Origin of the sequence: Mucilaginibacter aquariorum (assembly GCF_024498135.1) — a bacterium.
Taxonomy (GTDB): domain Bacteria; phylum Bacteroidota; class Bacteroidia; order Sphingobacteriales; family Sphingobacteriaceae; genus Mucilaginibacter; species Mucilaginibacter aquariorum.
Genome location: NZ_JANHOH010000002.1, coordinates 182,286 through 207,919, shown reverse-complemented (window position 1 = coordinate 207,919; position 25,634 = coordinate 182,286). Strand labels below are relative to the sequence as shown.

Here is a 25,634-nt window from a genome sequence, read left to right as displayed (position 1 = left end):
ATCTTATTGTTTTTGCCACCAAACCAGTGTATTAATATCATCTTTACCTTGTGCTGCAACAGCCGCGTTATAATTGGCGGTATTTGTTGTTTGCACAAAAAACGGGTAGTTAAGCCTTGCAGGCATTATACCATTGTTAACCAAGCCTGGGCCTTTTGGTAAAACCGGGTGGCCGGTGCGCCGGTATTCGAACCATTGCTGCAGATCTGTAAAAAACATAGTATAATACTTTTGTTTATGTATCAACTCCATTTTCTGACCAAGGCTATAGGTGTCGTCCCACTTAACTTTTGCAAAGCCTAAATAACCGGCCGGTACTGTTAAATTCCATAAGGTGATGGCATTAGTTACACCTGTTTCATAGTAAAATTGCGCGGTTTTGGAAGTAACCCAACCCTTGGCGGCAGCCTCGGCCAATGCTAATTGCAATTCGGAGTAGTTCATAATATTACCCAGCAATGGCTCAATCTGCAAAGCCGTTAATAGTGTAGACTTGGCAGCGGGGGGTTGCCCCGGTAAATATCCGCTTGGTATACCTGCATATTCACCTTCGGCTAAGGTTGCCCACCGGCCAATGCGCGGATCACTCCACTCGTTAAGATTATCTACAAAGAAACTACCCAGTTTTGGCGTATACCAATCTGCGGGACGCCATGTAGCAAATGGCGAAACGTAAGGCGCAGTACCCGACCATTTCAATATAGCCGATTCGGCATTACTGGTCATAATAGGATAGTTTGCCGGGTTGGTATCAATCATCTCCGTGATCTTGGCCGGGGTGTTCATTTCAGCTTTCGCTGATAACCGTAATAACAACCTTAAGTATAATGAGTTACCAAATTTGCGCCAGTTGGCTACTACCCCACCGTAAATAGGATCGCTTGCGGCGGGGATGTTCGCACCTGTTTTTAGCAGATCGTTAGCCGCTTCTAACTGTTTAAAAATATCAGTATAAATATCTTTCTGCCTGTCAAACTTTGGTGTAAACAAACCCTCTTTCCCTCTGTTGGCTTCAAAATACGGCACATCGCCATATGTATCGGTCAATAATGAGAACACCCAGGCACGGCAAATAAGCGCTATGCCCTGGTAAGAGTTGTTGGCTGTTTCCACGCCGCCTTTGTAAACATCATTGATGTTGGTTAGATCGATATACCAATTGTTGTACAAATAGTCGGCTTCAGATTTACGGATATCGTACCTGAATATTTTGCCCTCGCCATCGCCCATATTTACGGTTACCTGCATCAGCTCGTTTTGTATGCGTTGGCTACGGTTCATGTTTGCCGCTACTATATCGGTTATTGCAGGTGCAAGCAGGGCTTGCGGTAAAGCGTGATCTACCGCATTGGGGTTAACGCTTAATTCTTTAAAATCCTTTGTGCATGATGTAATGCAAAGCGTGGATATAAGAGTTGTTAGAATAATGTATGCCTTAGTTTTCATTTGTTTGCTGTTTTTAGAAACCTACAGTTAAGTTAAAGCCAAACGTTCTGGTTGACGGGAACTGCCCCAATTCAAAACCACGCGCAATGGTTGGCGTCCCCTGTGCATTTTGCGTTAGGGTACCAAACTCAGGGTCAAAACCCGGCCATTTGGTAATAGTGAATAGATCGCGCCCATATACACCAACAGCTACCCGTTGAAGACCAAGCCTGCTTAATAATTTAGGAGATAAACTGTAATCCAGCCTTGCTTCGCGTAGTTTAATAAAGTCGGTAGAGTAAGTTGTTCCTTCCACGTTATCGCGCCCTAAGTGAGCGTTGTAATAAGTGTAGATATTTTCGGCAATTACATCGTTTTTACGATAAGTACCATCCGGATTTCTGATAACACCGTTACCTATTATACCATTATAGCGGCCCGGTATGGTATTGGTAGTTTTACCTTGTTCCCCTAAAATGGCGGATGTAAGCGAATATCCTACCGCACCGTATTGGGCATCAAACAAAAAGCTCATACTAAATTGCTTGTACCTAAACTGGTTGCCAATACTCATCTTCCATTTCGGAATGGCGTCGCCAATATATTTAATGCTATCCGTTAGTTTGGGATACCCGTTTGCATAAACTATTTGCCCATCGGGCGAGCGATCATAACCCAAGCCATATAAAGCACCTATGCTTCCGCCCACCTGCGCTACAATTGCGCCACGATTAGCCGGGCCGGATTGCAGGGTTAATGGTATTCCATCCGTTAGGGAGATCACCTTATTTTTGTTTGCAGAGAAAGTGTATGTAATATTCCAGTTAAAGCCATCCTTGCTCTTTATTGGATTGCCATTGGCCTGGATCTCTATACCGTGGTTCTCTACTTCGCCGGCATTAATAACTGCATCATTGTAACCCGATGCCGGGTCGAGCCGGTTCCGTGTTATTTGTGATGTAGTGTTGCTTTTGTACAAGGCGATATCAATACCCAAACGACTATTAAAGAATCTTACATCGGTACCAATTTCAAAACTGCGCGTACGTAATGGTTTCAGTTCCGGGTTGGCAATCAATGTAGGGTTACTTAAACCACCGGGAAAAATACTGTTAGCCGAATAGGTGAATGAAGTATAATATGCATCCTGACCGCCGCTGCCTACACTGGCAAATGAACCCCTTACTTTAGCATAGGATATAAAATCGGGCAAATGCAGCGCCTCTGATAAAATAGCACTTAAACTTACTGATGGATAGAAGAACGATACGTTTTTGGTTGATTGAGCTGTTGCCAATACTCCGTTCCAGTCGTTACGGCCTGTTACATCCATAAACAGGTAATTTTTAAAGCCGAAAGATGCCAGGCCATAAAAGCTGTTTATTTTATATTTGGCCTGGAAAGGTATAGCTACCAGCATACCTGCTTTATTTGCCAGCGTATAAACGCCGGGATATAGCAACGAGTCGGCACGCATCTCATTACGATCATAAGTATTAGTAAGCATGCTTCCGCCAGCTGAGATTGTAGCTGTAAAATCTTTGGTTACTTTTTTATTATACCTTATCAGGAAGTCGTTATTGATCTCTTGCGAGTAAATATCCTGCGTACGGAACATACCTTTTCTGAACTTCTCGGTATCATAAGGCCTTTGCTGCGAACGCTGGTCGAACGAACTGGTGAGGGCCGTACGCACCATCAAACTAAGATCTTTGGTGAAATTGTAAGTAGCCTGAATATTCCCTACCAAATCATTCCGGTTTGATTTGTTAAGCATTTCATTAGTTATCAGGTAAGGGTTATCCGGGAAACTGCTGAAAGGATAACTTTGATTTATATTTTCTTTACCGGGCAACCAGTAATCCTTCAACCAGTTTAAATCGCCGTTAGGTACCCAAAACATATTCCAATACATCAATGACTGGTTATTGTAACCTGTTGATGGCAAATTGTCGCTGGTTTTGTTGGTATAATTAATGCGTGCCGAGATTTGCAGCTTATCGGTTACTTTCTGATCGGCTGATAAAGCAACTGTGTTACGGCCGTAACCCGTATTTGGGATTATCCAGGTATTACGAACATTGGTTGCCGAAAAACGAACTGATGTTTTATCAGTACCACCATCAAGGGTTATACTGTTGGTGAATGTTTTAGCAGTTTCGAAAAAGTTTTTGCGTGCGTTTGGATAAGCAACCCATGGTGTACGTGTTGTACCACCTGTATGAGTAATTGGATCATATTGATAGTAGGATTGTCCATCGAATTTTGGCCCCCATGCCGAACTGGTGCTGCGTGTACTTGCACCATCGGTAGTATTACCAAACGAATAATAACTTTCGCCAGCGGCACCCTGTCCATATTCGTACTGATAATCGGGCGTACGCGACACCTGTTCTATAGCGGTATTTGAATTAAACGTAATGCCGATCCCTTTTTTCACCCTGCCGCTTTTGGTAGTAATAATTACCGCTCCATTTGCGCCACGCTGCCCATATAAGGCAGCTGCTCCCGGGCCTTTTAACACGGTTATATCGGCAATATCCTCGGGGTTAATATCGTTTAAGCCACTACCAAAATCAACCGGCGATTCGCTATCCAGGTAGGCATTATTGCTACTCCCTGTTCTGCGGCCGCTGCCATGGTTTATCACTACACCATCAATTACTATTAATGCATCATTTTCGCCGGTGAGATTGATTTCGCCACGTAAAATAATTTTGTTTGAGCCCGCAGGGCCGCCATTTGAGCGGAGCAGGTTCAGGCCCGCCACTTTGCCGGATAAAGCGTCTGTCCAGTTGTTTGAAAGTGCCTGGGTGAGCTGCTCACCTTTAACTTTGGTAACCGCATAACCAAGCGCTTTTTCATCACGTTTAATACCTAATGCGGTAACCACAACCTCGTTTAATGCATTGTTGGCGATGGCCAATATAATTTTTGTATTAGTAACGTTTTTGGTATAAACGGTAACCTGCGGCTGAAAACCAATCATGCTAAAGGTTATGTTTGCACCGCTGTTAACTTTTATATTAAACCTACCATCAGCATTAGTAATACCAAGCAGGTGTTTTCCGCTATCCATTATGCTTACGCCCGCCAGTGCCTGGTTATCATCGCCCGAATAAGCGGTACCACTTATTGTTAATACATCCAGCTTTTTTATGGCCAGGTTGCTACCAATGGTTTTAATATCTACCCCAGCCTGCTCTTCAAGCTGCTTTACCAGGTTTTGCAGACTGATATTTGTTGATGGCAGCATAATAACCTTGCCGGTGTTAAGATCAGCATCATAAGATACCTTGTATTTGTAAACCGTTTGCAGCCTGTCAATTATAGCTGCTACGGTTATTTTGTTGTCGTTAAAAGTGAGCTGGCCATTATCCTGTGCCCTGGCCGATAGGGTAATAAGCCCCCCAACCAATAAACAGAGCCATACCTTAAGTAAAAGTTTACGATACATATGCGTTTAATTAATATAATAGGATAGTATTTGGGTTAGTAAATTTGTATTTGGTGCCGGTTACAAAGCCAATGCCGTCAAGCACCCGGGCAATGCCGTAGTCCTTAATTTCGCCGCTAAAAGCATGGTGTTTAACGGCCGATGGTGCAACCTGTATGTGGATATTGTAATAGCGCTCCAATTTTTCGGCTATCTGTTTAGTGCTACTTTTAGAAAAATACAGGGTACCGTTTTGCAGGCTGGTAGCATCTTTCGCGTCTACCCGGCTTTTTCTTGCCACATTCTTTGTTAATGAATAGCTTAATTGCTCCCCGGCTTTTAAAAACGCAGTAGATTTTGCGTAAACAACACCAACAAGGCCTGTTGCAACTTTAATTTCTTCGTTTATGTTTTTGCGCGAATACACATTGAACGAAGTGCCCAGCACGTTCACCTTTAAATTATTTGCGGTACTAACAATAAATGGCTTTTTCGCGTCGTGTTTGACATCAAAAAAAGCCTCGCCGGTTAAGGAAAGTTCCCTTTTCTGGCGACCAAAGTCTCCGCTCACCCGCAAATTTGAATTTGGTGCGAGGTAAACCATTGAACCATCTGGCAGTTGCACCTGGCGCCGCTCTGAAGTTGTATTTACAACAATATTCTGGCTTGCAGCTTTGTGGTTGTTCTGTAACGAAAACAGATTAATAAAGCAGGCCAGCAGCACAGCAGCTGCTATACCTGTTAAACTATAAAGCTTTTTTACCTTGGTTTTTTGTTGCCGGGGGCTTTCAAATATCCTGTCGAGCACCTTTACCCATTCTGCATGCACAGCCTCGTCTTTTAAAGGTTGGTTAAGCTGGTTTTGCTTCAACTCCAGTTGTTTTAATATCAGTTTGTTTTGGGGACGCTCGTTAAGCCAGGCTTCAATTTCAGCAACTTCTTTTTCCGAAGCTTCATGGTTTACGTAACATATAAGTATTTCCCAGTTCATTTGGCGGTCTTTATATAAAGAGCACCGCGCAACCCTTTTCCACCAAAACAAATTGTTAAGCGTGTATGAACAATTTGTTAACAACACCGGCTAATTAAAGCAAAAAAGCTGCCCTCCTCAGGCAGCTTCAAAATCGAAAAGAAATACTTTGCTTATAATTGAATTTCCTGTGTGTACTGCTTACCAAACCTATCGGTAGCAATAACCTTTATGCTTTTTGCAGAAGCGGATGGTTTAGCAAAAAACAGGTGATCGGTTAACGTTGGGTCAACCCATTTATGTTTTTTGGGCAGCTGATCGCCGGCATATAATTCTACCGCCCATGGGTCTAACTCAATGCGTTGCTCCATATCACCTTTTAACGCGCCATCTTCAAACCATTGTACTTTCCATTGCTTATCCCAGTTCCAAACGTTGGCGATTATCTCGTCTGGTGCATTTTTAAGGTAGCCTTTAGGGTATATTTTAAGCTGATAATCTTTTGGCTTACCGGTTGATTTATGAAACCAGCTGATATCATTGCCCTGTACTTCGTAAACGGCATAACCCTCGGGCGTTCCATCACTGCAGATAGGACCTGTCCACCAGGCGCCGCATACAGTACCATGTACATGTTCCATAATATTACCGTTCTCCCATTTTTCATTCATATGGGTATGGCCAGACATGATGTGCACTTTATAAGGTGTCAGTATTTTATATAACTGCTCGCGGTTTGATACTACGCCCCCCAGTTCATCCTCTTTATCTTTATTACGGCGTTTTGCCCCGGTATTGGTTGGGATATGCAGCGATAACACCACTGTGCTACCTTGCGGTACGTGTTTCAAGTCTTGTTCCAGCCATTGCAGTTGTGGTTCGGTAAGGTAACCTATGTATTTTTTCGCGGTGCCGATGAAGAATACATCGTCAAGCATTATATAATGTATGTTACCCCTGTTGAATGAGTAATAGGTAGGCCCGAAATTATCTTTAAATGTAGTTGCCGAGTAATCATCTGTACGGGCGTCAATATCCATATCATGGTTACCTATTATGTTAAAAAAGGGCACCCCGGTAACACTCACCGCCTGGCGGTAATCTTCATACAATTCAAAATGGTCCCATACCAGGTCGCCGCAGCCAATTGCGTGTATCAACGTACCTGCGGGGTAATTAGCCGCCAGCTCACGCAAATCCGGTGCTGATCTTTCAATCAACGCCTGCCCATCTTTTTTAGATATGATCTGCGGATCGGCCCAAACCACAAATATGTGATGTTTATCATCTTGCTCTAACCTCTCTAACTGAAAATTCGCGGTGAAAGAATTTTGTTTGCTATCAACAACTTTATAAAATTGGGCAATACCTTTATTATGTGGTATAGCGTAACCAGCGGGGATAGTAATATAAACAAACTTAACCGTTTTATTACTTAGCAACTGGTAATTGCCATTTTTATCGGTAAGGGTGATGTTGATGCCATCGGTTACAGGAACATTAGCAATGCCCTGCCCGTTGCTTTGTACCCTACCTTTAAGGGTAAGATTAGTAATATCGGTATTATTAGCAGCCGGTGTTACTGTTGCAGCCTCGGTAACAGCTACAGGCACAGTTAATGCCACCCCTGATAAACCCAGAGCTTTAATAAAGTCTCTTCTGTTAGACATATCTTTTTAGTTATGATTTGACGTTTTACCTTAAGAGTAAAACTTACCACTCATCCACCAAAAGAAATAGTTAAATTAATGTGAAGATTATGTTAATTAGCATAAGGCCCCCGGCAATGGTAGCTTTATCATAATTGCTGTTGTGCATGTAATAGCTTAATTGCTCAATCGCTTCGCGCATATTATACTCCACCTTCTTCTCGGTAATGTCGAGCGCTTTTGCAATTTCGTGGTTCTTAAGTCCGCATAACCGTAAATGTATGATCTCTTTACGCGTTGTTGGAAGCTTATTCATTAGCTCCTCAACAATTTTAACAGACTCTTTTGCCACGATGCGTTCAAGGGGGTTAAAGGCATCTTCGGTAATATCCCAGCAATCTTCAATTAATGCATCTGCAGACCGGGCATTTAGCGATTTTAAGGCCGCATTACGTGCCGAACGAAACAGGTAGGCCTTTATGTTTTGTATTTGAAGTTTGTCTTTTTGAAGCCACAGGTTTAGGAAAAGATCAGAGAGTACATCTTTTGCCTGATCGTCATCTTTAACTATTGATTTTACGTAACGGAACAAAATGGAATAATGCTCTTTGAAAACATCTTCAAACTGTTGCAGGTCGAAAAATGATGCAGTAGATACCAGTTCCATAATCGGGGCAAATTTAAGCAGCTTTACCTTTCTATAAAAACCAGCAAGATTAAGTTTATGTTAAATCTTAATGCACTTTATCACTCTATATTAATGGAATGGATGGAAGCTTAAATTAAAGCCAATTTTATTAAATCTTTTAATAAATTAGCTGTGTAATGTAGCACCCTATCTACAATTATTTTAAGCTGATATACCATGAAAGAATTAATACCTTTTTTTAATTTTTCCTTAAAAAAGGTATTGATACAACAGCCTGATACCTTAAAGCAGGCACGGATAAAAATTGTATTTACCATACTGCTATTCTCCCTTCTTAAAATACTGATAGTAATACCATTGGTAATTGGGGATATCCACCCCCCCCACCTGATCCGTATTCTATTTGTGTTTCTTTTATACCTGGTACTAACTAAATATTTGTTGTACCGGCCGTTTCATATAAAGATCATATCGCACATTATACTTTTAACAGGCATTGCGGGTATCTGGTCAAACTTGTTCGTTTTTGGGCAGCATATTAACCTGATCACTATACAGTTTGTTTTTATGGTAACTTTTGTAAGTTATTACCTGGTCAATAACCGTTACGCTGTTATATATAGCATTGCAGCTATCTCACCGGTAATGTTATACATGGCACTTACCAGCAGAACAAAATGGCACCTTGATGTTATATCAAATGAATTACCTTCCCCAGGCTTTGAAGTAATTATTTTACTGAATTTTGTAACCATAGTTCTGGTTCATTATCTTTTCTACCGGGCTTTTAGGGATAATGTTGATGAAAAAGAAACCCTTAACAAGCAGCTGCAAGCCACTATTGCCGAAACTAAAGCTTTGGCAGAATCGCGCTCTGTGTTTTTATCAACCATGTCGCACGAGTTACGCACCCCCTTAAACGCGGTGATAGGGATGACCAACCTGATAAAAGATAGCGCTACCAAAGAGCAAACCGAGAACCTGGACATACTTGAATTTTCGGCGCTTAGCCTGCTTACACTGGTTAATGACATACTTGACTATAATAAAAGCGAGAATGATAAAATTGAATTGGAGAACTTACCGGTTCAGTTACCCATTCTGTTACACAAAGTATGCTCAGGTCTTCAACAAAAAGCTGCCGAAAAGGGCATTGAAGTATTACTGGAAGTAGATGATAAACTTAAAGATAAGTGGGTAATTGCCGACCCTACCCGCCTTACACAAATTATTTATAACCTGGCCGGGAATGCCATAAAATTTACCGAATGCGGCACCGTGAGCGTAAGGGCTATTGCCGGGCAGGAAAGCGATGAGCAAATAACGGTTCACTTTTCGATTGCTGATACAGGGATTGGTATTTCTGCTGATCGTCAGCAAGTTATATTCGAGCCTTTTATACAGGCATCTGCCGATACCACCCGCCACTACGGCGGCACCGGCCTTGGCCTTGCAATTGTTAAAAGGTTACTGAAGCTTTTTAACAGCACAATAGAATTAGAAAGCCAGCCGGGTAAAGGTTCTGTGTTTTCATTTGCCATTCAATTTAACCTGCATAAAGGCAAGATAAACCCCGTATCTATATATACTGCCGTAAACGCCAATCTGGAAAGTCTTAATATCCTTATCGCCGAAGACAACCCTGTTAACGCCCTGTTGCTGGTAAAGCTTTTATCTAAATGGAACATTAAGGCTATTGTTACCAACAATGGCCAGGAAGCTGTTGACAAACTTTTAAGTAACACATTTGATGTAGTATTAATGGACCTGCATATGCCGGTAATGGACGGATATCAGGCTACGCAGGCTATACGTTCCCTTAATGAACCTGTTAAGGCGCTTATCCCTATCATTGCTTTAACCGCGTCGGTATCGCATAATATCCACGATAAAATTAAAGAGGCAGGGATGAATGATTATCTCTCTAAGCCATTTCAACCCGCCTCGTTATACGAAAAGCTGGAGCTTTTAAATACCGCGAAAACAGTCAGGTCGTTTTCTGATTAGGGTTATTCAGCCAAGTAAATTTAAGGTATCAGCAGTTTTTGAAATGTTAAACTGTCACCGTTAAAGGCATCAAAATCAACCGCATGGCCAATGCCGTTAACACGCGCGGTTTCCGAATGTTGCCAAAATTTCCATCCACTATCATCACTGATATTAAGTTTTTCGCGGTTGTAATGTGCTATCCATAAAGGGTAATCCTTAAAATAGTCCTCCAAATAATCTGTGTAAAAGCTTAAACCGGTATAAATAATGGGCCGTACTTTAGTCTTTGCCTCCACATGATCCAGAAAAGCCTTCAGTTCCTTACGCATAGCCTGCGGCGAGGTACCGTCCAGTCGCTCAATATCCACAACCGCGGGCAGGTCTCCCTTTTCCATACTCACATTTTGCAGAAAAAAGCGAGCCTGCCACAAGCCGTTCTTTTTAGGGCGTAAAAAATGATAAGCACCGCATTTGATGCCAACTTTAGGCGCTTCGCGCCAGTTGCGTTTAAAGTAAGGGTCAACTTTGAGTAATCCTTCAGTTGCCTTAATAAATGCGAAACTTATATGCACGCTATCCTCCTCCATGGATGCAACCCGTGCCCAATCTATTTTACCCTGCGCATACGATACATCTATACCATGAATTTTATATTTAGACGGGATACGGATAGCAAAACTCTTATAGGTGCGATAATGCGGGTTTTCGCCAATATCCATTACCCAGCGCCAGCCGGCAGATGCCGTTTTAAGTATATATCCGTAGTAAAAAGGAGAAAGCAGGATCAGTAGAAGGATCAAAATAACGGTGTATTTGGGAAAACCACCAACCTGCTTTTTTCCTTTTTTTACACTTACGCGTTTTTTGGCTACAGGCTTTTTGACTACAGATTTTCTTTTAACAGCGGCAATTGGATTTTTATTAACAGGCACAGCACAAATATATAATGCTGCCAACTATTGTATCGTGTCTATTTGTTAATAAAATGGAAAGTATCCGTTATTCTTAGGATATTTATCGCTTCCCGTAGCAGCAAAATTAGTGAGTACCGAATTTAACAAGCCAGATAACTCTATTACAGACCGTGCATTTTTTTTAGAAGGGATTCCTTTTGAAAATATTACGGAGATCGTTATCGCTAAAAATTCGATGGGCTCTTACCCCGATGCAATATCCTACCGGGATATTATATCCCTGCACTTAGTACTTAACGAGGGAACGTTTGTCCACCAAAATGATAACACTTTCCCCGCTATTTCTATAGTGCAACAGGCAGATGGATTATTACTGACCTGCGCATGTGAAACTGCACCGGGTAAACTTTGCGAGCACCAGGCATTGGTATTGGCTGCTGTTATACAGAGAGATGAACTGGCCATTTTCTTCAATTCTAAATTACGACATGAGAGGTTAAGGAAATTCGCCCTTGATTACGGGCTGGAGAAGGAACCAAATCTTGACCATTTTTTCAGGATAGAATATCATAATAAAAAAACGAGCATTATACCGGGCTCCCCCTCCCTACTGCCCGTAACAAAGGAAAGTTTAGGTGCATTAAGTGCCCTGGTTACACCGCCTGCACACCAACCCGCTAACGACGAGCAGGTTATATGCGTGGTAATTAAGCAGCATAAATACTATCAATACCTTTTTATTGAGCTTTATGCCGCCCAGGTGACCAAAGAGGGTAAGGTGAAGAACCCCATGGCCACGATAAACCCGCTGGACCTGATATGGGAAACGGAGGACAATAACCGGTTGAAGTTTTATACCGGCATCAACAAATTCCAAAACCATCTCAACTCCAAGCGGACCGAGGCAGATATAAAAGCCTTACGTGCTATAGTTAAAAACACACCCGATTATCCATTTTATTATCATGACAGCACCGTATCAGAAAATATAACCGCGAGTTCGGTTGTGCCGGTAAAAGTGGCCGTTCTTTCGCATGATGTTCGCCTAACGGTTAATTTAAAAGGCCAGTTTTATGAGGTGGCGGGTTCGGTAAAAATAGGTCAAACTGAATATGCGTTGAAGGATCTTAGTATCCTGTTCAATTATTTTATTTTGCTAACGGATACGCTTTACCTTGTTGATAACCTGCAAGTGTTAGCGTTAATTGATCTTTTTAAGAAACGCCCCGATAACCTGCTCATTCACGAATCAAAATTCACGGAGTTTAAAAGCGGGTTTTTAGCCTTGCTGGAAGACCAGGTAAGTGTTGGATATAAACACATAAAACCTGCCACACCGGCACAGTTACAACAACAGAGTTTTGTTAAAGAAACAGAGAAGATCATTTACCTGTCTGATTTTGGGAGCCATGTAATGCTGATCCCGGTAATGCGCTATGGCGAGGCCGAGATACCTATCCGTACAAAAAGGTTCATTTATGGGAAGGATGCAAAAGGCAAAGAGTTTTTGGTACAACGAAATGATGAGGCTGAGCTGGCCTTTACCGCCTTGTTAATTAAACAACACCCCTACTTTGCCGAACAGTTGGAGCAAGATGACCTGCAATATTTTTACCTGCACAAGCGCCATTTTTTACAGGAAGAGTGGTTCCTGCGGGTATTTGAGGATTGGGCCGCGCATGATATCACTGTATTAGGGTTTAATGAATTGGAAGGCAATAAGCTAAATGCAAACAAGGCAAACATCACCATAAGGGTATTAAGCGGTATCAATTGGTTTAATACGGAAATAAACGTACGTTTTGGCCGCAAGCGGGCTGCGCTAAAACAGGTAAATAAAGCGGTGCGCAACAAAAGCAAATACGTACAACTGGACGATGGTACTTTAGGTATACTGCCTGCCGAATGGATCGAAAAGTTCCAACAATACTTTAATTCGGGCGAGATTGTGGATGACGAGCTGCATATCCCCAAAACCAATTTTGCTACGGTTGACCAGCTTTTTGATGATGAGCTGCTGGATGACGAGGTTAAACACGAAATTCAAACTTATCAAAAAAGATTATCAGACTTTGAATCTATCAAAGAAGTTCCTGTATCGCCAGATCTGTTAGGAACGCTTCGCCCGTATCAGCAACAGGGTTTAAACTGGCTTAATTTTTTGGATGACCTTAATTTTGGCGGCTGCCTTGCTGATGATATGGGCCTGGGTAAAACTTTGCAGATCATCGCCTTCATCCTTTCGCAAAGGGAGAAGGTAACGCATAATACCAACCTGCTGGTTGTGCCTACCTCTCTTATTTTTAACTGGCAAATGGAGGTAAAAAAGTTTGCACCATCTATCCGGGTACATACCATTTATGGCGCCGACAGGATAAAAAACACCGAAGAGTTTAACAATTTCGAGATCATACTCACCTCCTACGGTACTTTACTGGCCGATGTTAATTTTTTAAAGAACTACCAGTTCAATTATATTTTCCTTGATGAATCTCAAAACATCAAGAACCCCGATTCGCAGCGTTATAAATCCGTCCGTTTGCTTAAGGCCCGTAACCGTATCACCATTACGGGCACTCCTATCGAAAATAACACGTTCGACCTGTACGGCCAGCTCTCGTTTGCCTGTCCCGGTCTGTTAGGAACCAAACAATATTTTAAAGATATATATGCCGTACCCATAGATAAATTTAAAAGCAACAAACGGGCTACCGAACTTCAAAACAAGATAAAGCCGTTTATACTGCGCCGAACCAAGCAACAGGTGGCCGAGGAACTACCCGAAAAAACAGAGATGGTATTATACTGCGAGATGCAGCAACAGCAGCGTGGTATATACGATGCCTACGAAAAAGAATTCAGAGACTATATCTCGGCCACAACGGATGACCTGCTGAAAAAAAGCCCGATGAACGTACTAAAAGGTCTTACACGCTTGCGCCAAATATGCGATTCGCCTTTGTTACTAAGCGGCGAAAAACCACCGGGCAACGAGTCTGCCAAAATTGATATGCTGATAGAACAAATTGAAAGCAAATCGCCCCGGCATAAAATTTTGGTATTCTCGCAGTTTGTGTCGATGCTGGAGCTTATCAAAAAAGAACTAACGGCCCGGGATATTAAATTTAGTTGGCTTACCGGCAGCAGCCGCAACCGCGAAGCCATCGTAAATGAGTTTCAAAACAATGCAGATATAAGGGTTTTCCTGATAAGCATGAAGGCAGGCGGAACTGGTTTAAATTTAACCGAAGCCGATTATGTTTACCTGGTAGACCCATGGTGGAACCCCGCGGTAGAAAACCAGGCTATTGACCGCTCACATCGTATAGGGCAGCATAATAATGTGGTGGCGGTAAGGCTGATATGCCCCGGTACTGTAGAAGAAAAGATAATGGAGATGCAGGCATCTAAAAAAGAACTGTTCCGGGATCTTATCAAAACTGATAACGCTGTTCTGCAATCCCTGTCAAAAACAGATCTGCTGGGTTTACTGGGTAAATAGCCCCATGGCTTGATCAAATAAGCGAACAAATAAAAATATCTAACACAAAATAACCTAAAAGTTGTATAATCATTATCCGCCCAGCGGATTACCCTATATTCCCCTAACCCGAATTTCTGTTTGTTATTTTTCGATCCTGTAGATATTAATCTTTAAGCAACGTTTACAAGATTAATTCAATAAATAAAACATAAAAATAAACGCTGTTAGTTCTTTATAAGATCATTAATAGTTAGTTAGCGTCATCTCTAAGCGTTGGGGATGATGCTTTTTTCTTTCACATGTTGAACTTAAACGAAAAATGATTAAATTAATTAAAACTATAAAATTATGTTGTTGTATTTAAGTGATAGGAGATTTTATGATGAAAAAACAACTATTATTAGTGTTTTTATTATTAAGTGCAGTTATAACAAATGCTCAAACCCGAAGAATAACAGGTACAGTAACCGCACAAGACGATAAAGGCATATTACCGGGTGTAAACGTAAAGGTAGGCGAAACCCAAATTGGTACCAGTACAGATGCAAATGGAAAGTACTCAATCAACGTACCTGAAAACTCAAAAACTTTAATCTTTTCTTTTATTGGCTTTGCCACACAGGAAGTGCCAATAAACGGGCAGGAGGTTATTAATGTAGCCCTCGTTACCAGTAACAGGCAACTGGGCGAAGTTGTGGTAACGGCATTAGGTATATCCCGGCAGGAAAAATCCCTGGGTTATGCAGCCCAACAAATAAAGGGCGAAAATTTAACCATGACCCGCCAGCAGGACCTTAATACTTCATTGGCAGGTAAAGTATCGGGCGTACAAATACTTGGTGGCTCGGGTGCCAGGTTTGGCGCTTCTACCATCCGTATCAGGGGTATCAATTCCCTACAGGGGGGCAACCCTATATACGTAGTTAATGGCGTTATTACCGATCCAAACGCTGTTAACAATGATGATATTGAAGCATTAACCGTTTTAAAAGGCCCTGCCGCAACAGCCCTATATGGCCAGCGGGCGGCAGAAGGCGCTGTAGTTATTACCCTGAAAAAAGGCTCGGCCAAAGGGATAGGGATAACTATTAACCAAACTACAGCATTTGAAAGGGTGTATACCTTGCCGCAATATCAAAACGAATATGGCGGCGGTACAAGCCAGGAATGGAACGTATACAATTATACGCCAGGCGATCCCTCTTATCTGCAAAACTTTAACAACATTAAATATTATGATTATGGTGTGGATGAAAGCTGGGGACCAAAAATGGATGGCACCTTGGCCGCTCCCTGGTATTTTTGGGACCCCGCCAATCCGGAGTTTGGTAAGTTAAAACCATTTAGTCCACAGCCAAACAATGTACGGAGTTTTTACCAAACCGGGCTAACCACTAACAACAACGTTGCATTTTCAAAAGCGGGCGATAATTACAACATGCGCATATCATACACCAATTTGATACGTACCGGTGTAAGCCCGAATACCAAGCAAAACCGCGACAATGTTTCTTTAAACGGCGAAATAAAGATCACGCCTAAATTTACAGTAAGCACTAACATAAACATTTTTCAGGAAAGGTTATTTAATGTACCAGCTGAAGGTTACGGAACCCAAACCTCGGGTTCGTTTAACCAGTGGTTTCACCGTAACATAGAAATTGATAAATTAAAAAATTACCGCCGGCCAGATGGTACTTACACCACCTGGAATATTATAAGCCCAACAAACCTTGCACCGCATTACTGGGATAACCCCTACGTTGAGGCTTTTGTAAATACTGCCGAATCGCATAACAACCGCACCTTTGGTAATTTAACCGCTGCTTATAATTTCAGGAAAGATCTGAAATTATCTGTTATTGCCCGTGGCGATTACTTAAACCGCGATGCTAACAACCGCGTAGGTTCATACACTATTAATCCCGATGCATATAATGAAAGCAGTTACCAGTATAAAGAGTATGATTATGTAGTTTCTTTAGAGTATGATCATAACCTTTCAAAAGACCTGTCTTTTAGAGCGGGTGCCTTTGGCGAATCGAGGTATGATATAGCGAATTATCTGCAAAGCAATACAAACGGCGGTTTATCCGTTCCGGAAACTTACACAGTAGCTAACTCGTTGGATAGGCCAAGTACCGTAAGCTTCCATAGCCGTAAAGTGGTAAATAGCCTTTATGGATACGCCTCATTTGGGTATAAGCAATTTCTGTACTTAGATCTTAACGTGCGTAACGATTGGTCATCAGCATTACCCACAAACAATAATTCATATTTATACGGAGGCGTTTCCGGATCATTTGTGTTTACAGAATCGGGGCTTATTCCTCAGAACGATTTCTTAACTTTTGGTAAATTAAGGGCTTCCATAGCACAGGTAGGATCAGATATTGATCCGTACCAAACAGGCCAGACGTATACCATTGGTACCATCCCTTACGGAACAACCCCGGTACAGTTTGTGCCAAACCAAATACCTAATCCTAATTTAAAGCCTGCACTATCTACCTCATATGAATTAGGTACCGAACTGCACTTCTTAAAAGGCGATCGGATAAGGTTCGATTTTAACTATTATCACCGTAATACAAAAAATCAGATCCTTCCGCTTCCTATTAGCGGCACAACCGGCTATTCAACATTTATAATTAACGCGGGTTCAATCATCAATCATGGTATCGAGCTTTCATTAGGTGGCACCCCCGTTAAAACGGCTAATCTAACTTACGATGCCAATATAAACATTGCGTTTAACCGCAATAAAGTAGCCGCGTTATACCCCAATTATAATGTGCTGAACACCTCACCAGAAGGTAACGGTGGTGCAACACTTTCCGGATTCCAGCCGGCGGGTACGCGTGGCTTTGGTTTTGTGGGCTCACCCTCATTCTCAGTAAACAGTGTAGTTGGCCAACCATACGGTCAGCTAATAGGTTCGGGCTTTGTAAGGGATGCCAGCGGCAACATTGTTGTTGACGCAGATGGCTATCCAGAAAGGGCAGACAATGTAAACCTGGGCAGTATACTACCTAAATTTACCGGTGGTTTTACCAACAACATAACCTATAAAGGTGTTACGTTTGGCTTTTCAATAGATTTCCAATACGGCGGTAAATTTGTATCTGTTACACAGCAAAACCTGGCCGGTTCCGGCCTTGCACTGGCAACAGTTGGCAATAACGAAAACGGGGTACCAAGACGTGACGACCCTGCAGCGGGTGGCGGTACCCTGGTTAAAGGTGTACATGAAGATGGCACACCCAACACCACCTTTGTAGATACCCGCGACCTTTATGAAAGCTATTACAGCGCGATATGGGAAAAATGGACATATGATGCAACCTATGTAAAATTACGTGAAGTAAGCATTGGGTATAACCTGCCAAAGAAATGGTTTGGCCGCATTCCTGTTCAAACAGCTAGGTTTTCAATAGTAAGCCAAAACCCATGGCTTATTTACACCAAGGCGAAGGGAATTGACCCATCGCAACTGCAAACTTCATTTTACGAAGGCGGGCAGTTACCGGCAACCCGCACCCTTGGTTTTAACCTTAATTTAACCTTTTAGAAGACTGTTATGAAAACGCATATAATAAAATACTCATTTATACTGGTTGCCGCCATGGTAATTGTTTCCTGTAAAAAGGTAGGCGGCGATCTAAATGTTAACCCTAACCAACCCAGTACTTTATCAACAGGGTTGGCGCTAACCAGTGCCATCCAGTTTATTGGCGGCGGGGGCGGAAGTGCAACTACTGACGTTAATAGTGCTGCAGGTGAATTGTATTCCCAGTATCTGTCAGAAACGTTTTACACCAACGAATCACGGTTTCAATTAAGGCAATACGATTATCAGCCATATTACACCGGCCCGCTTCAGGACCTGCAGTTTGTAATAGATTTTAACACCAATCCCGAAACAAAAGACAAAGTTACTACCATCAGTTATGGGTCAAACAATAACCAAATAGCCGCCGCCCGCATTTTAAAGGCATTCATCTTTTTAACAATTACCGACAGATGGGGCGATATACCATATTCGCAGGCCTTACAAGGCAGCAAAAATCTAAACCCGGCGTTAGATCCGCAAAAAGATGTCTATACTTCATTATTTAAAGAACTGACCGAGGCACAGGCACAATTTGACGACGGAGCCCCGCTTTCGAGTGATATTTTGTTTAGCGGTGATAACACTAAATGGAAACATTGGGCCAATTCACTGAGGGCTATTATGGCGCTTAGGTTAACAAAGGTTGACCCTACAACAGGCCGGTCTGAGTTTCAAAAAGCTATAACAGATGGGGTAATGACATCTAACGAGGATAATGCCACCTATAAATATCTCCTCGAACTTAATAACGAGAACCCTTATTTTAATAACTATCGATCAAGATATGATTATGCTATCAGCGCAACACTCACAGATTTTCTAGAAAGTTATAATGACCCTCGCCTGCCCTTGTATGCCGCCCCTACTTCTGCAGATACTTACGTAGGCCTTGTATATGGTACTACTGGTGATGACCTTAACGGTGTAAACATAGGCGACAGGGACAATCCCGGTAACATATCGCAAATAGGCTCGGCTTATTCCAGCCAAAACACCCCCACCATCTGGACAAGCTATGCACAGGTATTATTTACCCAGGCAGAGGCGGCTCATTTAGGTTGGATACCGGGCGGCGATGCAGCAGCAGCAAATTTTTATACACAGGGTATCACAGCAGCTCTGCAGCAAAGTGGTATTGCTGCGGGCGCTATTACTACCTATCTTGCACGGCCCCAGGTAATTTTTAATGTTGCAAACGCAGTTGAACAAATAAATACGCAAAAATGGCTGGCAGGTTATATGAATAACGGTTGGGAGTCATGGGCGGAGTATCGCCGCACAGGTTTTCCACATTTAGTTGACCCTGTGCCAACCGCGCTTACACCAGATAAGAAGATCCCGAGAAGGCAGCAATACCCACAAACAGAAATTGATTTAAATAAGGCGAACTATAACGCGGTGATTGCCCGTCAGGGGCCAGACCTTCAAACAACACACGTATGGTGGGATAAATAAGTACAAGGGCCGTCTTTTTGATTAAGGCGGCCTTTTACTTATTTACTACGTTTACCGGGCTGCCATTAATAAATGCTGCCAGGTTACTAACCACTGTTTCCATTAATCTTGTTCTTGCTTCTTTAGTCGCCCAGGCAATATGCGGTGTTATGATACAATTTTTCGCCTTAAAAAGTGGATTATCGGCCTGTGGTGGTTCAACGGACAATACATCGATCCCGGCACCGGCTATAATGTCGTTATTTAGCGCGTCGGCCAGGTCCTGATCAACAACAATAGGCCCTCTTGATGTATTCAACAGAAAGGCTGAAGGTTTCATCCGTTTTAAATTTTCTGTATTGATCAATCCTTTTGTTTCAGGAAACAGGGGGCAATGGATACTTACCACATCAGATTGTTCCAGCAGCTCGGGAATATCTGCCCATCTAAAATTTTTGCGATGCGATTGGTCTGTGTGGGTCCTGCTATTACCAATAATGTTCATTCCAAAAGCAGTGGCCACATCGCCAACCTTTTGGCCTATGTTGCCAAAACCGATAATACCAATAGTTTTTCCCGCAAGCTCAACCAAGGGAGAGTTCCAGTAGCAAAAATCAGCGGCCCGGGCCCAGTCGCCGGTCATAACCGAATCGCTATGCTGTTGTACATGCTGGGCAAGTTCCAGCAATAAGGCAAACGTTAGCTGTACTACAGATGCAGTACCGTAGCCCGGTACATTTGAAACAATAATTCCTTTATTTTTAGCCGCCTCTACATCGATAACATTATAACCGGTAGCCGATACGCCAATATACTTTAGGTTAGGAAGCTGGTTAATAACGGCCTCGTCAACAAGTGTTTTATTAGAAAGCAGAACGTCTGCTCCCATTGACCGCTCTAAAACCTTATCAGGAGGTGTCCTGTCGTATATCTCAACTTCCCCTAAATTTTTCAATGCCTCCCAACTTATATCGCCGGGATTAAGTGTATAGCCATCCAGTACCACTATCTTCATTTTTCGAGTATTAAATAACACCAACCAAATATAATATTATTCATAAATAGCAAAGTGCATCTATATAAGTACCATTATTTATTAGGAAAACATACCTTTAAATCAAAATTAAGCTTCAATAATATTATTGATTTGGTAATACCGACGCAAGTTTAGGTTAACAAAGCGATTCTACTTTCGCCCTAATCAAACAATAATCTTTATTGTTTAAAGCTAAATAAACATTACATGAAATACTTTTTAACCATGAGCTTATGTTGCTCGATAATAGCCGTATCGGCACAGCAAAAATTAGATGTACAGGGCCACAGGGGTGGCCGCGCTTTAATGCCCGAAAATACCATACCAGCAATGCTGCACGCTATTGACCTGGGCGTAAAAACACTGGAATTGGATTGTGTTATTTCAAAGGATAACCAGGTGGTGGTATCGCATGATACCTATATGTCTGCCGATTTTATGCTTAAACCCGATGGCAGCACCATTAGCAAAGCCGAAGAAAAAGGCCTGCTGATATACACCATGCCATACGATAGCGTAAAACGTTACGATGCGGGCACCAAACCACATCCGCAATTTCCAGATCAAAAGAAGCTGAAAACCTACAAACCATTATTATCCGAACTGATAGACAACGTTGAGCGGTATGTGAAAATACATCACCTAAAGCCGGTTTATTATAACCTGGAGATAAAAAGCTCGCTCGCCGGCGATGGCGTTGCCCATCCTGCCATAAACGAGTTTACTAAACTGGTGATGGATGTACTGAACAAAAAGAAGGTAACAAAACGCGTTACCATACAATCGTTTGATGTGAGGCCACTGCAGCTTCTTCACCAAACTAATCCTAAGCAGGTACTGTCTTACCTTACCGGTGCTAAAGAAACCTTTGAAAACGCCATCAAAAAACTGGGCTTTAACCCTGATATCATCAGCCCGAACTATACCACTATTGATAAAGACTTTGTTGAGCAGGCGCACCGAGCCAAAGTACAGGTATTACCATGGACAGTTAATGATGAAGCATCAATGAAAAAAATGGCTGAACTGAAAGTCGATGGGATCATTTCAGATTACCCGGATAAGTTAGTAACCTTATTTGGCAGCTATCAAAAGTAAACAAGGTGTTATTTAGTCTGGCAGGAAACCACAGCAACCGGTTTAGCCATTGCGCGGCTTTCCTGATTGCACTTGCCCAACAATGTATAAATTATCACAAAAATCACAATGGTTGACAGGCAGCCACCGCCCAATTTTTTAGCTCCCCATGCGGCTATGATAGCCCTGAAAAATTTGTTCATCTCTTTTAATTAATATTTTCCCTAACACTTAATTGAAAAACCTGTGAAATACGCTTTTGTTTTTCACAGGTATAACCAATCATAGGCTTTAGGAGCATTGTAGCTCAACCTTCATTTTTTTCTTTGTCTTACTTCTTTGGTCATTTTTAAGGTAAGAAAGGCGAGCAGACCTAGTACAGCTATTATAGCAATCCAAATTAACCAGGTGGGTATGTTATGACTGGTAGCCGCCGTTTTATGTTGAAACAAAGGGTTATTATCTACATTGCCAAGCTTTACTATAGGTAAATTCCGTTGAAGGCTATCTGTAAAAAATTGAAGATCATATACGGGTGTTTTGGCAACGGTATCACCAAATAACAAGTGATAGTTATTTCCCTTATCCAAATATGCTACAAGCGTTTGATCTAACTGGTAAGCAGTTACGGCGCTGATATTTAATGGTGGGTTATCTTCATTAGCAACCTCGAGTAATATTTTCTTGGTTTTGGCTGATATAAATAACTCATTATTTCCCACAGAGCTTATTTCGGTATCGCCTAATAAGTTCCGTTTTTTGCCATCAATGCTATAAATATTTATAGCACGCTTATAATATTTGGCACCGGCAACGCCCAATTTTAGTTTGTTAATCGGATAAGCTTCGTTAAAGGTTATAAATATGCGGCTTGCCTTAGCGCTATCTCTTTGGGTAAATTTAACGTCGGGAAGTTCGGTATAAGCAGGTTTTACCAATTGTATTTTATATATACCTGCCTGTAATATGGCAACAGCATCTTTGCGGTTATTATTTACCTGTATTTTAAAGTACTGATAAGTGCTCGCCGGAAAATTGAGTAATTGCTCATAAATACCACCAGTGCTACCCTCCTCACCTGCTTTGCTGAGCAGTATGTTTTCTTTAATGGCATACCAGTTGGCAAGGTCATCGCTGCCTGCCAGGTTTACTATCCTGTCAACAGACGTATTGCGCAACTTTAGGTATAGTTGGTTAATAGTTAAATGGCCTTTATTTTCGGCGACAAAGGTGGTTGTGGTATCGGGCTGTTTGGCAATGCCTGTTTGCGGAAATACTATAAAACTTTGCTGCTCTTTAACTGGTAACTGACTGCCAAATATATAAGGCACAAACTTCCCGCTTTGGTTTAGTATGCGTATATCTGATAAATCAGCATTGCTTTTAGCCAGTACCCCGGGCAGCAAACTAATACGGTAAAAGGCCGAAGTATCAACCTTCCCAATATTAGCTTTATATTTAAAAGTTTGCTGTGCCAACAGGCATGTGCTGTTGGCAAGCAATATCAGCGTTAATAAAATCTTATTCAATCTTAGCCTTATCCTCATCTTCAACCAGTATTTTTTTAACCTTTTGATACATAAACGACACGATAAGCAGCAGCACCCCTAAACAAAAGAAAGCTGCGATCTTGCCTGCCGGTGGTATGCCTTGTATATCAAACACAAACAATTTAATTAGCGTTATTGAAAATAGTGTTAACGATGCGATACGCTGGGTACGTACCTTATTACGCATCCCTAATATCATTAATGCAAATGATGATAATCCCCACAATATTGGCAGCCCTACTTTAATGTAAACAGTCTCGATCCTATCAAGGGTAGTGGTTGGCGAAAAGAAAATCACATTACTTACCAGGCTTAGTTCAATACTCAGAAAGATCACTATAGCACCTGACAATACCCAGATAGTTATTTGTTGCCCCCCTTCATCAAGATGTTCTCTAACTATCTGTATCAGCTGGTAAAACAGTAGCCCAGCATAAGCCGCGGCTATCCAATTAGCCCAAAGGTGCGCAGGAGATGCTTTATGCTCTATCAGCATCATATACTGTGTATCAAACAAACTAATTAAACAAGCTATATAGACTGCTAAAGTACCTGCTATAATACCGCCGCTTAGTTTCCAATCCAGCCGAATACCTTCAAAACGTTTTGAAAGCATATAAAACACGAACACAAACGCCGGTACATACAGCATCAGGTATAAAATATTAATTCGTATATCAGGGTAATGGTTTAAAAACTGATGGTTTATCTCCAGCAGTCCACTCAAAAACAATAACAGTAATGCGGTAATTTTATACATACCCATCGGTATAGCAATGCCGTACATCTGTTGGTCGCCGTCCTTTTTTACTAATCGGTATAACAGGTACGAGCCTACGGCTGCTATCAATGTGGTGATAAAGCCCTTATTAGCCATGATCATCATTGTGTTGGATGAAACATATACCTGGTTCCAATCCATTACCAAACTTATTATCATAGCCCCCCAAACAATCAGCGAGGTAAGCTTCATTAACTGTATATCTGATTTTAAGTACAACCAGTACAGCAGTACTGCTTCAGCAGCCCAAAACAGGGTAATATAATGGCCATTTAATTGTATTGGCGCGGTAAGCGATATAAACGTAAGGGTAATGCCAATAAGCAGGTAAAGTATATTGGTATCCACCTTGCGGTTGCGAAACATGAGGAATGACAGCAGTAAATTTACAACCGCTAAACCGGCGCAGAACAGCCCCCGCATATTATCCTGATGCATCATGGTAAGCAGGTAAAGGCCGACCGCAAAGTATAGGGCAGTATTAGTAAGCAATATGGTAAAATCAATTGCCACAAACTTTTTATTCTCTTTTATATTATTGGCCACATTTATACCAAAAAACAGGAGGTACAATATACTGGCATACAAAAAGCCTGTAGCATACGTTGGTGCTGTTAACGATGTAAGCACTGCCATAAACACAATTACTGTTAAGCCAAACGCCGTAGCGTTAAGTATCCTCCACATTTTGTTATAGGCAATAACAAGTAACCCGGCATTTAAAATTACCAGGTAAATAAACAGGGCGTTATAATTAGCCTGCCCGGTACTCACCATAAACGGACTAGCAAGGCCACCTACCAGGGCTATCACAGCAAGTTCCTGCTTATCGTACAGCAGTGATAGTGCCACCGCGAAACAGGTTATTACAATTAGTATAATAAACGACGTGGTTTGATTAAACAGATGGAACTGATGGTATGCAAGGGTTATAGTAAAATATAAAACCGCAAGGCCGCCACCAACTAGTACCGAGCTAAATGCCCGGTAGGAGTTACGCATACGATGGGCTATACCAATTAAAATACCGCCGCAAAGCACACCAATACTTACGCGCCCCACCGGGCCAACCCAGTTATTATCAATAGCATATTTTACAAAAAAGGCAATGGCCAGTACCAAAATGGCTATACCAATTTTATTTATAAGGTTTTCGCCTATAAATTTTTCCAGATCGGGGTAACGCTCAAAAAAGGAAAGCTGAGGTTCCGGCGCAGGCCTGTGATAAACCGGCCTTGGTAGTGTAGGTGCATCAAGGTGTTTTACAGACCTCCTTATGCTCTCTATTGGGTCGGTGGCAGCCTCTTTTTGCCGCTCAATATGTTCAGGGACAATCGGTACAGGTGAAAGCGCCGGCGGCTCGGGTACTTTGGGTGGTACCACTGTTGGTAGTGGCTTAACATCTTCGGCAGGTTTGCTAATGCTATTTTGCTTTACAAAACGCTGAAGCTCCATTATACGGGCCTCAAGCACATTTAACCTATCGTTGTAAAAGTTTTTATTTGTAACCAGTAAATAAATGATCACCAATAAAAGCACTACGTATATAATTTCCATACAGCGGGATTAGGTTTTAGTCATCTCTAAAGTACAATTATAAATCAGTAAGATGTAAAGTTTTAAGCTT

Annotated in this window: 15 protein-coding genes; 5 read left to right on the top strand and 10 right to left on the bottom strand. The window is 41.9% G+C overall.

Annotation, left to right across the window (positions count from 1 at the left end; all coding sequences use genetic code 11):
- Nucleotides 1-3: 3 nt before the first annotated feature.
- The 5 genes from NPE20_RS11845 to NPE20_RS11825 form a co-directional block, all read right to left on the bottom strand.
- Entirely contained in the window at nt 4-1,446 is a 1,443-nt protein-coding gene (locus NPE20_RS11845) for a SusD/RagB family nutrient-binding outer membrane lipoprotein (protein WP_256538867.1), read from the bottom strand.
- Between the two features lie 13 nt (nt 1,447-1,459).
- Nucleotides 1,460-4,882: a SusC/RagA family TonB-linked outer membrane protein gene (locus tag NPE20_RS11840; RefSeq protein WP_256538866.1), complete on the bottom strand. Its 3,423-nt coding sequence runs from the start codon at nt 4,880-4,882 to the stop codon at nt 1,460-1,462.
- A gap of 10 nt (nt 4,883-4,892) precedes the next feature.
- Nucleotides 4,893-5,852 carry a FecR family protein gene (locus NPE20_RS11835; RefSeq protein WP_256538865.1) on the bottom strand — a complete coding sequence of 320 codons (960 nt, stop codon included), beginning with the start codon at nt 5,850-5,852 and terminating at the stop codon, nt 4,893-4,895.
- 152 nt (nt 5,853-6,004) lie between these two features.
- Entirely contained in the window at nt 6,005-7,501 is a 1,497-nt protein-coding gene (locus NPE20_RS11830; protein ID WP_256538864.1) for a calcineurin-like phosphoesterase C-terminal domain-containing protein, read from the bottom strand.
- A 70-nt stretch (nt 7,502-7,571) separates the two neighbouring features.
- Nucleotides 7,572-8,147 carry an RNA polymerase sigma factor gene (locus NPE20_RS11825; RefSeq protein ID WP_256538863.1) on the bottom strand — a complete coding sequence of 192 codons (576 nt, stop codon included), beginning with the start codon at nt 8,145-8,147 and terminating at the stop codon, nt 7,572-7,574.
- Nucleotides 8,148-8,345: 198 nt separating this feature from the next.
- Here NPE20_RS11825 and NPE20_RS11820 point away from each other — a divergent pair, with 198 nt between their 5' ends.
- Nucleotides 8,346-10,136 carry an ATP-binding protein gene (locus tag NPE20_RS11820; protein WP_256538862.1) on the top strand — a complete coding sequence of 597 codons (1,791 nt, stop codon included), beginning with the start codon at nt 8,346-8,348 and terminating at the stop codon, nt 10,134-10,136.
- A 20-nt stretch (nt 10,137-10,156) separates the two neighbouring features.
- On the opposite strand, the gene NPE20_RS11815 is transcribed toward NPE20_RS11820, so the two are convergent.
- Nucleotides 10,157-11,050, bottom strand: coding sequence for a glycoside hydrolase family 25 protein (locus tag NPE20_RS11815; protein WP_256538860.1), 894 nt, complete (start codon nt 11,048-11,050; stop codon nt 10,157-10,159).
- Nucleotides 11,051-11,159: 109 nt separating this feature from the next.
- Between NPE20_RS11815 and NPE20_RS11810 the strand changes: the two genes are divergently transcribed.
- The 3 genes from NPE20_RS11810 to NPE20_RS11800 all read left to right on the top strand — a co-directional run bounded on the left by NPE20_RS11810 (nt 11,160) and on the right by NPE20_RS11800 (nt 19,584).
- Nucleotides 11,160-14,534: a DEAD/DEAH box helicase gene (locus tag NPE20_RS11810; protein ID WP_256538859.1), complete on the top strand. Its 3,375-nt coding sequence runs from the start codon at nt 11,160-11,162 to the stop codon at nt 14,532-14,534.
- 361 nt (nt 14,535-14,895) lie between these two features.
- Entirely contained in the window at nt 14,896-18,087 is a 3,192-nt protein-coding gene (locus tag NPE20_RS11805; protein ID WP_256538858.1) for a SusC/RagA family TonB-linked outer membrane protein, read from the top strand.
- Between the two features lie 9 nt (nt 18,088-18,096).
- Nucleotides 18,097-19,584, top strand: a complete 1,488-nt coding sequence (locus NPE20_RS11800) for a SusD/RagB family nutrient-binding outer membrane lipoprotein (RefSeq protein WP_256538857.1) — start codon at nt 18,097-18,099, stop codon at nt 19,582-19,584.
- Nucleotides 19,585-19,618: 34 nt separating this feature from the next.
- Here the strand turns inward: NPE20_RS11800 and NPE20_RS11795 are convergent, their stop codons facing one another.
- The gene (locus tag NPE20_RS11795) at nt 19,619-20,578 is read right to left on the bottom strand and encodes a D-2-hydroxyacid dehydrogenase (protein ID WP_256538856.1); all 960 of its coding nucleotides are present in this window, start codon (nt 20,576-20,578) and stop codon (nt 19,619-19,621) included.
- A 228-nt stretch (nt 20,579-20,806) separates the two neighbouring features.
- Between NPE20_RS11795 and NPE20_RS11790 the strand changes: the two genes are divergently transcribed.
- A complete protein-coding gene (locus NPE20_RS11790) occupies nt 20,807-21,697 on the top strand; it encodes a glycerophosphodiester phosphodiesterase family protein (RefSeq protein WP_256538855.1) in 891 nt (296 codons plus the stop codon).
- Between the two features lie 8 nt (nt 21,698-21,705).
- Here the strand turns inward: NPE20_RS11790 and NPE20_RS11785 are convergent, their stop codons facing one another.
- The 3 genes from NPE20_RS11785 to NPE20_RS11775 all read right to left on the bottom strand — a co-directional run bounded on the left by NPE20_RS11785 (nt 21,706) and on the right by NPE20_RS11775 (nt 25,564).
- Nucleotides 21,706-21,879: a hypothetical protein gene (locus NPE20_RS11785; RefSeq protein ID WP_256538854.1), complete on the bottom strand. Its 174-nt coding sequence runs from the start codon at nt 21,877-21,879 to the stop codon at nt 21,706-21,708.
- Between the two features lie 111 nt (nt 21,880-21,990).
- Entirely contained in the window at nt 21,991-23,205 is a 1,215-nt protein-coding gene (locus NPE20_RS11780; protein ID WP_256538853.1) for a hypothetical protein, read from the bottom strand.
- Nucleotides 23,198-25,564 carry a DUF2339 domain-containing protein gene (locus NPE20_RS11775; protein ID WP_256538852.1) on the bottom strand — a complete coding sequence of 789 codons (2,367 nt, stop codon included), beginning with the start codon at nt 25,562-25,564 and terminating at the stop codon, nt 23,198-23,200. The genes NPE20_RS11780 and NPE20_RS11775 overlap by 8 nt, the downstream gene beginning before the upstream one ends.
- Nucleotides 25,565-25,634 lie beyond the last annotated feature (70 nt).

Coding starts and splice junctions, on each gene's coding strand:
- NPE20_RS11820 (WP_256538862.1), top strand. CDS start 8,346: ATGAAAGAATTAATACCTTTTTTTAATTTTTCCTTAAAAAAGGTATTG.
- NPE20_RS11830 (WP_256538864.1), bottom strand. CDS start 7,501: ATGTCTAACAGAAGAGACTTTATTAAAGCTCTGGGTTTATCAGGGGTG.
- NPE20_RS11790 (WP_256538855.1), top strand. CDS start 20,807: ATGAAATACTTTTTAACCATGAGCTTATGTTGCTCGATAATAGCCGTA.
- NPE20_RS11785 (WP_256538854.1), bottom strand. CDS start 21,879: ATGAACAAATTTTTCAGGGCTATCATAGCCGCATGGGGAGCTAAAAAA.
- NPE20_RS11800 (WP_256538857.1), top strand. CDS start 18,097: ATGAAAACGCATATAATAAAATACTCATTTATACTGGTTGCCGCCATG.
- NPE20_RS11825 (WP_256538863.1), bottom strand. CDS start 8,147: ATGGAACTGGTATCTACTGCATCATTTTTCGACCTGCAACAGTTTGAA.
- NPE20_RS11845 (WP_256538867.1), bottom strand. CDS start 1,446: ATGAAAACTAAGGCATACATTATTCTAACAACTCTTATATCCACGCTT.
- NPE20_RS11805 (WP_256538858.1), top strand. CDS start 14,896: ATGATGAAAAAACAACTATTATTAGTGTTTTTATTATTAAGTGCAGTT.
- NPE20_RS11835 (WP_256538865.1), bottom strand. CDS start 5,852: ATGAACTGGGAAATACTTATATGTTACGTAAACCATGAAGCTTCGGAA.
- NPE20_RS11795 (WP_256538856.1), bottom strand. CDS start 20,578: ATGAAGATAGTGGTACTGGATGGCTATACACTTAATCCCGGCGATATA.
- NPE20_RS11775 (WP_256538852.1), bottom strand. CDS start 25,564: ATGGAAATTATATACGTAGTGCTTTTATTGGTGATCATTTATTTACTG.
- NPE20_RS11840 (WP_256538866.1), bottom strand. CDS start 4,882: ATGTATCGTAAACTTTTACTTAAGGTATGGCTCTGTTTATTGGTTGGG.